The sequence below is a fragment of the Ciceribacter ferrooxidans genome, assembly GCF_004137355.1.
GTDB classification, from domain to species: Bacteria; Pseudomonadota; Alphaproteobacteria; order Rhizobiales; family Rhizobiaceae; genus Allorhizobium; species Allorhizobium ferrooxidans.
On sequence record NZ_SDVB01000238.1, the window covers coordinates 354,372 to 367,909 of the forward strand.

A 13,538-nucleotide genomic window follows, 5' to 3' on the forward strand; every position below is an offset into this window, starting at 1 on the left:
GGGATCATAAGATGAAAAAGCTTGTAACGAGCATCGCGCTGATCGCCGCCATGGCAGGCTTCGGCGCCTCTTCCGCGCTCGCGCAGGAAGAACACGATGTGGCTGCGGCGGCCGAACACGCCGCGGCAGCCGGTCACTACCCGATCTTCAAGCCGAAGAACGTCGACTGGACCTTTGCAGGTCCGTTCGGCAAGTACGACAAGGGCCAGCTTCAGCGCGGCCTGAAGGTGTACAAGGAAGTCTGCTCGGCCTGTCACTCGATGAGCCTGGTCTCGTTCCGCACGCTCGAGGATCTCGGCTACTCGGAAGAACAGATCAAGGCGTTCGCCGGCGAGTACGAAGTCCAGGACGGCCCGAACGCCGACGGTGAGATGTTCACCCGCAAGGCCGTTCCGTCCGACCACTTCCCGTCGCCGTTCCCGAACAAGGAAGCGGCAGCCGCCGCCAACAACGGTGCCGCTCCGCCGGACATGTCGCTGCTCGCCAAGGCTCGCGGTGTCGAGCGTGGCTTCCCGACCTTCATCTTCGATATCTTTACCCAGTATCAGGAAGGTGGCCCGGACTACATCTACTCGCTGCTGACCGGTTACCAGGATGCGCCGGAGGGCGTAACGGTTGGCGAAGGCACCTACTTCAACCCGTACTTCGCCGGTGCCGCGGCGCTCTCCATGGCACCGCCGATCGCCGACGACCAGGTGACCTACGACGACGGCACCCCGCAGACGCTCGACCAGTACGCCAAGGACGTCTCGGCCTTCCTGATGTGGGCTGCCGAGCCGCACCTCGAGGAGCGCAAGCACACCGGCTTCATGGTCATGGTGTTCCTCGCGATCTTCACCGCTCTGGTCTACTTGACGAAGAAGTCGGTCTACGCAAACAAGGAACACTGATCGCCTGCGATCGGGACTTCGAAAGGCGGTCTTCGGGCCGCCTTTTTTGTTGGTCGGAAATGCCGGACTTGCTACTGTCCGGCGCAATCTTCCCGAAATGTGAATGACACTGGACAGACAATGAGCAACTTCGCGCTTGAGCTCGCATCCTCCATCCGCTCGATCCCCGACTATCCGAAGGCCGGCATCATCTTTCGCGACATCACCACGCTGCTCGGCAACCCGCGGGCCTTCCGCCGGGCGGTCGACGCACTCGTACAGCCGTACGCCGGCATGAAGATCGACAAGATCGCCGGCATGGAGGCGCGCGGCTTCATTCTCGGCGGCGCGGTTGCCCACCAGCTCTCCGCCGGTTTCGTGCCGATCCGCAAGAAGGGCAAGCTTCCCCACGACACGGTCAGGATCGCCTACAGCCTCGAATATGGCGTCGACGAGATGGAGATGCATGTGGACGCCGTGGAGCCGGGGGAGAAGGTGATCCTCGTCGACGACCTGATCGCAACCGGCGGCACCGCCGTCGGCGCGGTCCAGCTCCTGCGCCAGATCGGCGCCGACGTCGTTTCCGCGTGCTTCGTCATCGACCTGCCGGATCTCGGTGGACGCAAGAAGCTCGAGGCGCTGGGCGTCGAGGTACGGACGCTCGTCGAATTCTCCGGCCACTGAACCTGGCGGGATACCGCGTTCAGGTTTCGTCTTCCGGCACGAATTCGAGAATGTTGCTCTCGAACCGCAGCACCGGCTCGCCGTTCTGGTTTAAGCCTTCCGCAAGGCCGGTATTGAGGATGAGCCCGGGCCGGGAGGCCAGCGGTCGGCTGTCGAGACTGGTGAGCGAGTAGCTGACGACGTCGCTCACATAGACCGGCTTCAGCCATCGCAGCTCGGCGAAGCCCGGCGAGGGGCCGAGCCGGGGCGGTACGATGCCCTCGGCGGCAAGGCGTTTCGTCTCGGTCTTCCAGAAGTCGATGAAGCATCGCATCCAGCAGGCGCAGGTGTGCCAGCCGGAGGCGCAGAGTGCCCCGAACACGTAGTTCTTCGCCGCCTCGGCGTCGACATGGAAGGGCTGCGGGTCGAATTTTTCGGCAAAACGGACGATGTCTTCGGCGGAGAATGTCGCCGAACCGAGCGCAAGGCGTGTGCCGGCGGGGTAGAGGTCGAGCATTCTCATGCGGAGGCCTTTTCGGGGTTGCGCTGGCGCACCATGATGGAGTTGCGGGCGGAAAGGACGAGCTCTCCGCGCTGGTTGAAAAGCTCGTGGCCGAAGGTGACGATGCCTAGGCCGGGGCGCGAACGCATCGGTCGGGTGGCCTCGACCGTTGAATGCCCGCTCAGCGTGTCGCGGGAGAGAACCGGCTTTCGCCACTGCATGGCGTCGATCCCCGGCGCGCCTTCGGAGGCCGTCGCCCCCACGTAGCTGTCGATCATCATGCGCATGAAGAGGCTGCTCGTATGCCAGCCGGAAGCGGACAGGCCGCCGAGAATGCTCGCACGGCCCGCCTCTTCCGAAAGATGCATCGGCTGCGGGTCGAACTCCTTCGCGAACTCGATGATCTCCTCGGCGGACACCGTCCGCGGCCCGAGCTCGAAGCGTCGCCCGGGCGTGAAGTCCTCGTAGTGGAGCCGTTCGGCCTGCATCCGCTGTTTCCTCTGTCCGGCAAGTGTGCACAATGGAACTTATGCCCCGGAATCGCTGGAGGGTCCATGGCAGGTTGGCTCGATCAGGCAGGCTTTCTCCACATGCTGGAGCCGGAGGTGCGTGCGCACCTCGCCAGCCTGAGGCCGCAGCACGTGCCGGAGCGCACGACGCTCTTCCGGCCGGGTGACAGAGCCGAGGTCTTTCTCATTCTTCTCTCCGGCCGGATCGGGGTCTACATGACCGGACGCAACGGCCGCGAACTTCTCCTCTATTCCGTCTGTCCCGGCGAAACCTGCGTGCAGACGACGCTCGGCGTGCTCGGCGGCGCGCCGTACACGGGTGAGGCGATCGCCGAGACGGATCTGGTTGCGGTCATGGTGCCGCCGCAGATGTTCGACGACCTGCTGGCGACATCCGCCGCCTTTCGCGGCTTCGTCTTCCGTGCCTTTGCGAGCCGCCTTTCCGAACTGATGCTGCTGCTGGAGCAGGTGGCTTTCGTGAAGGTCGAGCGGCGCCTTGCGAAGTCTCTGCTCGAGCGGGCACGCCCGGAAGGGATCGTCGTTGCCACCCACCAGGAGCTTGCCGCTATGATCGGCTCGGCGCGCGAGGTGGTGTCGCGGCGCCTGGAGGAACTTTCGGCCCGCGGCGTGGTCAGCAGCGAGCGCGGACAGATCCGCATTCTCGATCCCGTGCAGCTTCGGCGGATGGCGTCTGCCGACTGACGGGCGAGGTTCGATTCATATTTCGGACGACGTGACTAAGTCACTGACGCGGTGCGGCGTTCGGCTATGCTGCGATCTTGCGAAGTGTCTTCCAACACGGAAAGGAAAGCCAATGTTCGCCAAGAATGTCGGGACGGTCGACCGGGTCGTTCGTATTGTCGTCGGCCTCGTGCTGCTGTCGCTGTTCTTCTACTATCCAGGCGCGTGGTGGCGCTATTATGCGCTGATCGGGATCGTGCCCCTGTTGACGGGGCTCTTCGGAACCTGCCCGCTTTATTCGATGCTCGGCATCTCCTCCTGCCCGGCAAAGAAGGCGTAAGGCGTTCCCACCGCTCAAAAGAGAAAGGCATCGCCACGGGGGTGGCGATGCCTCTTTTGTTGTGTGACCGGAGCGGCTCCGCTCAGGTGTTGAAGCGGAAGTGGATCACGTCGCCGTCGTTGACGACGTATTCCTTGCCTTCGTCGCGGGCCTTGCCGGCCTCCTTGGCGCCGACTTCGCCGCCATAGGCGATGAAGTCGTCGTAGCCGATGGTAAAGGCGCGGATGAAGCCGCGTTCGAAGTCGCTGTGGATGACGCCGGCGGCCTGCGGCGCCTTGGTGCCGCGGACGATCGTCCAGGCGCGGCATTCCTTCGGGCCGACGGTGAAGTAGGTGATCAGGTCGAGAAGGTGGTAGCCGGCGCGGATCAGCCGGTCGAGGCCCGCCTCTTCCAGGCCGAGTGCGGCGAGGAACTCCTTCGATTCCTCTTCCGGAAGCTGGGCGACCTCGGCCTCGATGGCCGCGGAGATGATGACCGTCTCGGCCCCTTGCTCCTTCGCCATCTCAGCGACGGCTTCGGTGTACTTGTTGCCGGTGGAGGCGTCGGCTTCCGCGACGTTGCAGACGTAAAGGACCGGATGCGAGGTGAGGAGGTTCAGCTCCTTCAGGATCTGGATCTCGTCGGCGCCGAGCGTCTTCAGGAGCAGGCGCGCGGGCTTGCCGTCCTGCAGCAGCTTGATGACCGCTTCCATGACGGGAAGCTGCGCCATGGACTCCTTGTCCTTGCCGGTCGCGCGCTTGCGGGTCTGCTCGACGCGGCGCTCCAGGCTTTCGAGGTCTGCGAGCATCAGCTCGGTCTCGATCGTGTCGGCGTCGCCGACCGGATCGATGCGGCCTTCGACATGGGTGATGTCCGGATCCTCGAAGCAGCGCAGGACGTGGACGATGGCGTCGACCTCGCGGATGTTGGCGAGGAACTTGTTGCCGAGGCCTTCACCCTTGGAGGCACCGCGCACCAGGCCGGCGATGTCGACGAAGGAGATGCGGGTCGGGATGATTTCCTTCGAGCCGGCGACCGCTGCGAGCCTCGGCATGCGCGGATCGGGAACGGCGACCTCGCCGGTGTTCGGCTCAATCGTGCAGAAGGGATAGTTGGCGGCTTGCGCCGCTGCCGTCTTGGTCAGCGCGTTGAAGAGGGTGGACTTGCCGACATTCGGCAGTCCGACGATACCGCATTTGAAGCCCATGGCTTGAATACCTGCTCAGCTTGAGAATTCCGTTGCTGCCTTTTGCGAAATGGGCGGGGCAAGGTCAAGGGCTGTCGTCATCAGAGGGTCGATCGGAGCACCGTTCGGCGTCTCCGCGTTGTCGTCTGCCGCAGCGCCGGGAGCGAAATCCTTGAATGACGCCCGCCGGCGAGGCAATATCGTGTCTTCAGGCGCTTTGCCCATCCATCTGTCATCGCGGGAGTGTTCCGATGAGTGACAATGATATTGCGGTCAAGGTAAAACCGGCCACCAAGCCAAAGATCGAGCGGCCGAAACTCTACAAGGTCATCCTCGTCAACGACGACTACACGCCCCGCGAATTCGTCGTCGTCGTGCTGAAAGCGGTTTTCCGCATGAGCGAGGACATGTGCTACCGGGTGATGATCACGGCGCATCAGAAGGGAAGCTGCGTCGTCTGCGTCTATGTGCGCGACATCGCCGAGACCAAGGCAAGGGAAGGCACGGAGCTCGGCAAGAAGGCGGGCTTTCCGCTGATGTTCACGACCGAGCCGGAGGAATAACGGAAAGTCTCAACGGGGTGGAATTCGGCGGATTTCCAGCCCGTACTTGGTCATATCGAAGCCGCAGCTTCTATAGAAGTCGAGCGTGCCCGCACGCTTGGCACCGGTCATCAGCCGCACCGTGTAGCAACCGGCGTCAAAGGCGGTGTCGATTGCTGCTTGTATCGTTCGCCGTCCCAGACCGCCGCGGCGATGTCTGGCGTCGGTGACGACGTTTTCGATGAAGGCGTAGGGCATGCCGCCGCGGGTCAGATTGGGCACCACGATCAGCGAGCAGGTGCTGGCAAGCGTGCCGTCGACGAAGGCGCCGAATACGGTGAGACCGTCGCGAGCGAGGATTTCGTCGAAGCGCATCTCCGCAAGTTCGGGCGTCAGCGGCAGATCGTTCTCGATCAACTGACCATAGAGTGCCAGCAGACCTTGAAGATCTGGCTTTCCGAGCGCCCGAACCTCGACCGGGTTCACCATCGGATCAATCGTCCTTCTTGGAAAACATCCGTTTCAGCATCTCCGCCATCGGCCCGGTTTCGGGCAGCTTCTTCGGCTGGACGTTGTTGCGGGCCTGGCGGATGTGCGACTGGCCGGCCGGCTTTTCCGCCTTCGGCTTCGTCGGCTCCTCCTTGCCGCCGGTCGCAAGTGCGAGCTTGTTCATCAGCTTCGACTCGTCCGGCTGGAGCAGGAGGTCGGCATTGTCGGCGATTGCATCGAGCAACGGATCGAGCCAGGTGTGGTCGACCTTGGCGAAATCGCCGAGCACGTGGCCGTGCACGCGCTCCTTGTCGCCGGGGTGACCGATGCCGAGCCGGAGCCGGCGGTAGTCCTTGCCGCAATGGGCGTCCAGCGACTTCAGCCCATTGTGGCCGCCATGGCCGCCGCCGGTCTTCATTCGCGCCTTGCCGGCGGGAAGGTCGAGTTCGTCGTGGATGGCAACGATGTCGGCAGGCTTCAGCTTGTAGAAGCGCATGGCTTCCCCGACCGCTTCGCCGGAAAGGTTCATGAAGGTCTGCGGCTTCATCAGCAGCACCTTCTCGCCGCCGATCTCGCCTTCGGCGATCTCGGCCTTGAACTTCTTGCTCCAGGGCGAGAAGCGGTGGCGGCGATGGATCGCATCCACCGCCATGAAGCCGATATTGTGCCGGTTCTCCGAATACTTGGCGCCCGGATTGCCGAGGCCGGCGATGATGAGCATGGGACGGTCCGCCTTTGGAATGGGTCTGTGATCCACCACCGCGAAACGACGCGGATGTCAACCCCTGCGGGACGTCCGCGTCAGTTGAGGACGCGCATTCCGTACTTGGTGAGGAGCGCTTTCTGCGTGCCGTCGGCAATCAGCTTGTCGAGGCCCGCCTGCATCTTGCCGAGCAGATCCTCGGGAAAGTTGACGTTGCAGGCAACGCTGAATTTCTGCTCCGTCAGCACGAAGCGCTTCTCAAGCGGGTGGCCCTCTTCGCGCAGCTGGAGATAGTAGCGTTCCGAGATCGGCATCATGTCGATGCGGCCGCTCAGGAGCTTCTTCAGCGTGAGGTCGAGGTCGGTCGCGAGGTCGATCTTCGGGAAGCCGTTCCGCTCCAGCAACTGCTGGGTATAGTCGTTGCGCTGGGTTCCGACGACGTATTCGCGTGCCTCGGCAATGGTGACCGCCTTGATGCCGGAGCCTTCTCTCGCCACCATGACGTTGCGGTCGATCGCGAGCGGCTCCACCCACTTGAACCGAGTGTTGCGCTCGGCGATGTGCGCGGTGGTGAACACGCAGTAGAGCGGCTCGCTTTCGGCAAGCGCGATCGCGCGAGCCCACGGCATCATCTCGATCGTGTAGTCGATGCCGGCCTCCTTCATCAGCGCGACGACCTGCTCGTAGCCGAGGCCGCGATACTCGTTGCCTTCGCGGAAATTGTAGGGTGGGTATTCCTCTGTCGTGAAATGGACGGTCTCGGCTGCGGCGGCCGGCGCCGTGCCGAGCAGCAGAAGTAATGCAAGCCTTTTCATGTCATGCCATCCTTGCTCGTTCTTGCCGCGGTTCAGGCGACGGAGGTAACTTTTCGTTTGATGTCGTAGGCTGCGATCAGCTGTTCCACGGGTTGCGGTCGCGCGAAAAGATAGCCCTGTCCGCAGTCGACGCCGAATTCGCGAAGGAGGTCGCGCTGTTCCGTCGTCTCGACGCCTTCCGCGGTCACCGAGCATTCCATCTTGTGGGAAATGGCGGTGATGCCCTCGACCAGCATACGGCTCTTGTTGCGCAATTCCGCCTCGCCGGACGCGAGGGAACGGATGAAGGACTGGTCGATCTTCACGATGTCGACGGGGAAGCGGCTGAGATAGCTGAGCGACGAATAGCCGGTGCCGAAATCGTCGAGTGCGATGCGGCAACCGATGCGGCTGAACTCGTCGAGCACCATGCGGATTTGCGGGTTGTCGTGGAGAAGCGTCGCTTCGGTGATCTCGATGACGAGGCGTTGCGGATCGATGCCGTGGCGTGCGGTCAGCGCCGTCAGCAGCATCGGCAGCGCCGGTTCGAGCTGCAACGGCGAGAAGTTGACCGCGAGATAGGCACGGTCGTCGCCGGACGCCCGCGTCAGCGCGACGAGATTGGCCAGCGCCTTTTCAAACACGCGATTGCCGATCCGGCCGATGGCGCCGGTTTCCTCGGCGATCCGGATGATGTCGCAGGGCGGCAGCAGTCCTTTCAGCGGATGGTTGAGGCGCATCAGTGCCTCGTATCCGGTCACGTGTCCGTCGCCGAGGTCGATGATCGGCTGAAAATAGGCCTCGAACCAGTCGCTCCTAAGCGCCTCCTCGATGTCCTGCTCGATTTCCGCCCTCTGGCGCGTCGTGTCCTGGAACAGCGGGTCGTAGAGCAGCGCGCCGTTCTTGCCGTCGCGCTTTTTCGTGTACATCGCCATGTCCGACTTCTGCAGCAGTTCTGCGGCATTGTGCGCATGGCGCGGATAGAGCGCGACGCCGATGCTGGCGCTCAGCCGCACCGTCGATCCGCTGACGAGAAGGGGTTCCTCCAGCATGCCGCAGAGGCGATGGGCGAGGGCGAGTGCATCCGCTTCGGCATTGTCGGAGCGAAGCAGGATCGCGAATTCGTCGCCGCCGATGCGCGCGGCGATGGCAGCCGGCGGGAGCTGCTGCCCCATGAGTTCGACGAGCCGGCGCAGAACCGTATCGCCGGCCTGGTGGCCGAGATTGTCGTTGATCCACTTGAAGCGGTCGAGATCGACGAAGATGCATGCGAGTTCGCCGTGGCGGGCATCCGTCTCCCGGATTTCCTCGTCGAGGGCGCTCTCGAAGCCTTGCCGGTTCAAGAGGCCGGTCAGATGGTCGGTTACCGCCTGGCGGCGGACTCTCGCTTCCGACCGCTTGAGCTCCGTCACGTCGGTCATCACGCTCAAGGAAAGGCCGGTCTCGCCGTCGCGGGCGGCCTTACCGCTCTCGACGATCAGCACGTCCATGACGCGGCCGTCCTTGCAGACGAACTTGGTGGTGCATTCGACCACCTTGCGATCGCTCGGTTCCTCGCGGTGCACCAGATACTCGTCGCGCACCTGGGCATCGACGAGATCGGCAAAGTGCCTGCCGACGACCTCGTCGCGAGCATAGCCGGTGGCGAGCAGCCAGTAGTCGCTGACGCCGGTGATCCGGTCGCTCTCGTCGATCGAGAACAGCATCGCAGGGGTCAGGTTGTAGATGTCCGTCGCCCGCCGATGGGCGATCTTGAGTTCCCGTTCCTCCTGCTCCAGCTGCGTCTGCATGGCGTTGAAGCTCTGCGCGAGCCGGCCCATCTCGTCGTTCGAATTCCAGTCGACGTGGTGGCGCGATCCGAGCCTGCGGGTCGCCTCGATGGCAGCCGTCAGCTTCAGCAGCGGTTTCGCGATCATGATGCGGTTGCCGAGGATGGCCGCGCCGACCATCGCAAGGATCGCGACGATGAAAATGCCGATGAAGACGCCTTCGGCCTCCCGCAGAGCCGAGAAGATGCCTAGTCGGTGGTAATAGACGGTGATGGTGCCGACGGTCTTCGGGCCGTCCAGCGTCTTGTAGATGATCGGACGATAACGAGATTGGATGCCGCCCTTGGGCCAGGGCGGCATCGGCGGCATGGAGACGTTGATGCCGCCGGACACATCGCGGACCCGGACCTTGGTGATCGCCTCGTCGGAGGCGATCGCCGCGGTAATCTGCTCGGCACTCTCGAGATCGAAGTCCCAGAGCGGCTTTGCGAGAGCCTGGGCGTTGGCGTCGAGGAGGATCTCGACGCGGTCGTTGAGCTCCTTCGCCGCGCGTTCCGATGACAGGGCGAGGAAGAGCGCGAGAAGAGGGATGACGAGGATGCCGACCGCGATCGCGATGATCGCGAGAAAACGGCTTTCGACCGACCGTCTCATGGCTTGCCGCAGCCAGGAATTGGTTGATCGGATAACGCGTCTGTCACGATGTCATGCCCCCTTGCACCCTGCACAGCGGATAAGGCTGACATCAAATCATTAAATCTCGCTAAAGCCCGCCCGAGCCATCCGGGTGCCGCGCCGGCCCCGCATATCGGGAGGCGCAAACGAAAAATCCCGCCTCCTTTCGGAGACGGGATCGCAGATGTCGGAACTTGCCGGCGCGCGATTACGCTTCGGCAGCTTCCTCGCCTTCGGAGACACCACCGGCCGGAGCGACGATGGTTGCGATCGTGAAGTCGCGGTCGGCGATGACCGGGGTCACACCGGCCGGCAGCTTCACATGCGAGATGTGCAGGCTGTCGCCGATCTTGTGGCCGGCGAGGTCGACGGTGATGAATTCCGGGATCGCATCGGCCGGGCAGTGCAGTTCGACTTCGTGACGGACGACGTTCAGGACGCCACCGATCTTGATTGCCGACTTGTCTTCATTGATGAAGTGAACCGGAACCTGGACGGAGACCTGGCTGTTGGCCGAGACGCGCAGGAAGTCGACGTGCAGGACGAAGTCGCGAACCGGATCGAGCTGGTAGTCCTTCGGCAGGACCTTGATCTTGTCGCCGCCGACCTCGATCGTGGCAACCGTGGTCATGAAACCGCCGCCATGGATGCGCTTGGTGACTTCGTTCGTGTCGAGCACGATGGAAATGGGGGCCTGCTTGTCACCGTAGATGACAGCGGGAATGGAACCGTTGCGGCGAAGTTCACGGGAGGACCCCTTACCTACCCGTTCGCGTGCTACGGCCTTGAGCTCGTAAGAAGAGTGGCTCATGGCTTTGTCCTTTCAAGGTTATTTGGAGAGTTCCGGGGCAGGGCGAATGCATCTGCCGCACGAAACCGAGGTGTCTTGCGACGGCCTCATCCGCGTTGCCTCCAAGGGTGTCTACGCGGACCGGGGCGCTATAGACCAGAAGGCCGTGAAAGGCAAGCGCAAGCCAGCAATTGCAGGGCTTTTCGCGCGGGTGAGGGCACATTCACCCGAACTTCGCCTTGCCGGGCGGCAAGAAGTGGCCGGGGCGCGCCCGTATGTGTCTCAAAACTGCGACAGATGCGACCACGATCTTCGCTCCGGCCTTGTATAAGCGGATGGTGATTGAAAGATAGGCCGTGCGCAGGCATGATGACATATGCTTTGGGAGGAGCAGATGCCTCGGCAACCCAATCACTCGGACTTGGTCTATCACACCGCGTCGCAGAGCTCGGCCGCCGCCAGTTCGCCGATCGTGGCGTCGTGGCGTCGCTGCCTCGACCTTCATCAGCTCCAGCCGGAGGAATGCCGCAAGCCGGAACGTGTCGAGGAGGCGGTCTTCCGCTCCGCCCGCGAACAGGCAGGTCATCTCGTCTCCGCCTGCAGCGAGGAGGTGGACCGGCTCTATCAGACCGTCGGGCGGTCGGGCTGCTGTATCCTTCTCTCCGATCGCGACGGCGTGGTGCTCGATCGCCGTGGTGCCCCGGGCGACGATGCGGATTTTCGCGAGCTCGGGCTCTGGCCGCAGGCCGTCTGGAGCGAGGCGAGCGTCGGAACCAATGGCATCGGCACGGCTCTCGCCGACCAGCGTGCGGTGATGATCCACCGCGACCAGCACTTCCTGAGCGCGAACACCGGCCTGAGCTGCGTGACCGCGCCGATCCGCGACCATCTCGGACGCATGGCCGCGGCACTCGACATCTCGACCTGCCGGAACGACGTTACCGACATGACGCTGGCGATCCTGTCGCAGGCCGTGCGCGATGCGGCCGTCCGCGTCGAGGCGACGCTTTTCAGGCTTGCCTTTCCGGGCGCACGTATCGTCATGGTGCCGACGGCGAGCGCCGGCTCGGTCGCGCTTCTCGCGGTCGACGGCGATGACCTCGTGCTCGGCGCGACCCGGGCCGCGCGCCTGGCGCTGAAGCTCGATGACCAGCGGATCGCGCAAGGGCTGCCCGCCTCCGACGCGCTCTGCGAAGGCAGGGGCGAGGGTGTTGCCGATCTCGACGAGGCGGAACGCGCTGCACTTCGCCGGGCACTCTCGCGCACCAATGGCAACGTCTCGCAGGCTGCCCAGGTGCTCGGCATCAGCCGTGCGACCCTGCACCGGAAGATGAAGCGTTTCGCGCTTCAGTGATGCCGCCGCAAGTGTCGCAGAACTGAAACAGTGTGCGCTGCGGTATACCGTCCTCCCCCTATCCGTGAAGGGCTTTGCCGGCAATCATTCTCCCATCGGTCCTGAGGAGGGACCTCGACCCAGGGAGGATGACTTTCATGAATATCCAAGTCCAGACCATTGCCCAGAGCCCGTTCAAGCTGCGCTACGGCAATTTCATCGGCGGCGAGTGGCGCGATCCCGTCAACGGCCGCTACTTCGACAACATCACGCCGGTGACCGGCGGCAAGCTCTGCGAGGTTGCCCGCTCCGACGAGCACGACATCAATCTCGCCCTCGATGCGGCACACGCAGCCAAGGACAAGTGGGGCCGGACCTCGACCACCGAGCGTGCGAACATCCTGAACAAGATCGCCGACCGCATGGAAGCCAACCTCGAGCTTCTGGCGCGCGCCGAAACCTGGGACAACGGCAAGCCGCTGCGCGAGACGATGGTCGCAGACATCCCGCTCGCCATCGACCACTTCCGCTATTTCGCGGCCTGCGTCCGCGCCCAGGAAGGTTCGATCGGCGAAGTCGATCACGACACCGTTGCCTACCATTTCCATGAGCCGCTCGGCGTCGTCGGCCAGATCATCCCGTGGAACTTCCCGCTGCTGATGGCGGCATGGAAGGTCGCCCCGGCGCTTGCCGCCGGCAACTGCATCGTGCTGAAGCCGGCCGAACAGACCCCGGCCTCCATCCTCGTCCTGATGGACCTCGTCGGCGATCTCCTGCCGCCGGGCGTACTCAATGTCGTCAACGGCTTCGGCCTCGAAGCCGGCAAGCCGCTCGCGACCAGCCCGCGGATCGCCAAGATCGCCTTCACCGGCGAGACCTCGACCGGCCGGTTGATCATGCAGTATGCCTCGCAGAACCTGATCCCCGTCACGCTGGAGCTCGGCGGCAAGTCGCCGAACATCTTCTTCGAGGATGTCATGCGCGAGGACGACGACTACCTCGACAAGGCGCTCGAAGGCTTTGCGATGTTCGCACTCAACCAGGGCGAGGTCTGCACCTGCCCGAGCCGCGCGCTGGTGCATGAGAAGATCTACGACCGCTTCATGGAGAAGGCGATCAAGCGCGTCGAAGCCGTCGTCCAGGGTGATCCGCTCGCCATGTCGACCATGATCGGTGCCCAGGCCTCCTCCGAGCAGCTCGAAAAGATCATGTCCTATATCGACATCGGCAAGCAGGAAGGTGCGGAAGTGCTGACCGGCGGCTACCGCAACCAGCTGCCCGGCGAGCTCTCCGGCGGCTACTACGTCAAGCCGACGGTCTTCAAGGGCCACAACAAGATGCGCATCTTCCAGGAGGAAATCTTCGGACCGGTCGTTTCGGTCACGACCTTTAAGGACGAGGCAGAAGCGCTCGAAATCGCCAACGACTCGCTCTACGGCCTCGGCGCCGGCGTGTGGAGCCGCGATGCGAACACCTGCTACCACTTCGGTCGCAACATCCAGGCCGGCCGTGTGTGGACCAACTGCTACCATGCCTACCCGGCCCATGCGGCCTTCGGTGGCTACAAGCAGTCGGGTATCGGCCGCGAGACCCACAAGATGATGCTCGACCACTACCAGCAGACCAAGAACATGCTGGTCAGCTACAGCCCGAAGGCGCTCGGCTTCTTCTGAGGAAGTCTTCACCTCCCCCTCGAAAAGGGGGAGGTCGCAGC

15 protein-coding genes are annotated in these 13,538 nt (G+C 63.5%); 7 read left to right on the forward strand and 8 right to left on the reverse strand.

Annotation, left to right across the window (positions count from 1 at the left end):
* Positions 1-11 precede the first annotated feature (11 nt).
* Both EUU22_RS12660 and EUU22_RS12665 read left to right on the forward strand, forming a co-directional pair.
* Positions 12-890 (forward strand): cytochrome c1, encoded by an 879-nt coding sequence (locus EUU22_RS12660; protein WP_129332342.1) that lies wholly within the window; start codon positions 12-14, stop codon positions 888-890.
* A 120-nt stretch (positions 891-1,010) separates the two neighbouring features.
* A complete protein-coding gene (locus tag EUU22_RS12665; protein WP_129332343.1) occupies positions 1,011-1,553 on the forward strand; it encodes an adenine phosphoribosyltransferase in 543 nt (180 codons plus the stop codon).
* A 19-nt stretch (positions 1,554-1,572) separates the two neighbouring features.
* On the opposite strand, the gene EUU22_RS12670 is transcribed toward EUU22_RS12665, so the two are convergent.
* Positions 1,573-2,055, reverse strand: a complete 483-nt coding sequence (locus tag EUU22_RS12670) for a MaoC family dehydratase (RefSeq protein WP_129332344.1) — start codon at positions 2,053-2,055, stop codon at positions 1,573-1,575.
* Positions 2,052-2,522, reverse strand: coding sequence for a MaoC family dehydratase (locus tag EUU22_RS12675; RefSeq protein ID WP_129332345.1), 471 nt, complete (start codon positions 2,520-2,522; stop codon positions 2,052-2,054). Before EUU22_RS12675 ends, EUU22_RS12670 begins: the two co-directional genes overlap by 4 nt.
* 66 nt (positions 2,523-2,588) lie before the next feature.
* Between EUU22_RS12675 and EUU22_RS12680 the strand changes: the two genes are divergently transcribed.
* Together EUU22_RS12680 and EUU22_RS12685 are read left to right on the forward strand one after the other, a co-directional pair.
* Positions 2,589-3,245 (forward strand): Crp/Fnr family transcriptional regulator, encoded by a 657-nt coding sequence (locus tag EUU22_RS12680; RefSeq protein ID WP_129332346.1) that lies wholly within the window; start codon positions 2,589-2,591, stop codon positions 3,243-3,245.
* Between the two features lie 112 nt (positions 3,246-3,357).
* Positions 3,358-3,564 (forward strand): YgaP family membrane protein, encoded by a 207-nt coding sequence (locus EUU22_RS12685; protein ID WP_129332347.1) that lies wholly within the window; start codon positions 3,358-3,360, stop codon positions 3,562-3,564.
* A gap of 82 nt (positions 3,565-3,646) precedes the next feature.
* Here the strand turns inward: EUU22_RS12685 and ychF are convergent, their stop codons facing one another.
* A complete protein-coding gene (gene ychF / locus EUU22_RS12690; protein WP_129332348.1) occupies positions 3,647-4,750 on the reverse strand; it encodes a redox-regulated ATPase YchF in 1,104 nt (367 codons plus the stop codon).
* 230 nt (positions 4,751-4,980) lie between these two features.
* Here ychF and clpS point away from each other — a divergent pair, with 230 nt between their 5' ends.
* On the forward strand, positions 4,981-5,292 hold the full coding sequence (gene clpS, locus EUU22_RS12695) for an ATP-dependent Clp protease adapter ClpS (protein WP_129332349.1): 312 nt from the start codon (positions 4,981-4,983) through the stop codon (positions 5,290-5,292).
* 9 nt (positions 5,293-5,301) lie between these two features.
* On the opposite strand, the gene EUU22_RS12700 is transcribed toward clpS, so the two are convergent.
* The 5 genes from EUU22_RS12700 to EUU22_RS12720 form a co-directional block, all read right to left on the reverse strand.
* Entirely contained in the window at positions 5,302-5,760 is a 459-nt protein-coding gene (locus EUU22_RS12700) for a GNAT family N-acetyltransferase (protein ID WP_129332350.1), read from the reverse strand.
* Between the two features lie 4 nt (positions 5,761-5,764).
* Entirely contained in the window at positions 5,765-6,481 is a 717-nt protein-coding gene (gene pth, locus EUU22_RS12705) for an aminoacyl-tRNA hydrolase (RefSeq protein ID WP_129332351.1), read from the reverse strand.
* A gap of 80 nt (positions 6,482-6,561) precedes the next feature.
* Positions 6,562-7,278, reverse strand: coding sequence for a substrate-binding periplasmic protein (locus tag EUU22_RS12710; protein WP_129332352.1), 717 nt, complete (start codon positions 7,276-7,278; stop codon positions 6,562-6,564).
* 32 nt (positions 7,279-7,310) lie between these two features.
* Positions 7,311-9,680, reverse strand: a complete 2,370-nt coding sequence (locus tag EUU22_RS12715; protein WP_129332353.1) for a putative bifunctional diguanylate cyclase/phosphodiesterase — start codon at positions 9,678-9,680, stop codon at positions 7,311-7,313.
* Between the two features lie 229 nt (positions 9,681-9,909).
* On the reverse strand, positions 9,910-10,512 hold the full coding sequence (locus EUU22_RS12720) for a 50S ribosomal protein L25/general stress protein Ctc (protein WP_129332354.1): 603 nt from the start codon (positions 10,510-10,512) through the stop codon (positions 9,910-9,912).
* A gap of 373 nt (positions 10,513-10,885) precedes the next feature.
* Between EUU22_RS12720 and EUU22_RS12725 the strand changes: the two genes are divergently transcribed.
* Together EUU22_RS12725 and adh are read left to right on the forward strand one after the other, a co-directional pair.
* Positions 10,886-11,845 carry a helix-turn-helix domain-containing protein gene (locus EUU22_RS12725; RefSeq protein ID WP_129332355.1) on the forward strand — a complete coding sequence of 320 codons (960 nt, stop codon included), beginning with the start codon at positions 10,886-10,888 and terminating at the stop codon, positions 11,843-11,845.
* 137 nt (positions 11,846-11,982) lie between these two features.
* On the forward strand, positions 11,983-13,497 hold the full coding sequence (gene adh / locus EUU22_RS12730; RefSeq protein WP_129332356.1) for an aldehyde dehydrogenase: 1,515 nt from the start codon (positions 11,983-11,985) through the stop codon (positions 13,495-13,497).
* Positions 13,498-13,538 lie beyond the last annotated feature (41 nt).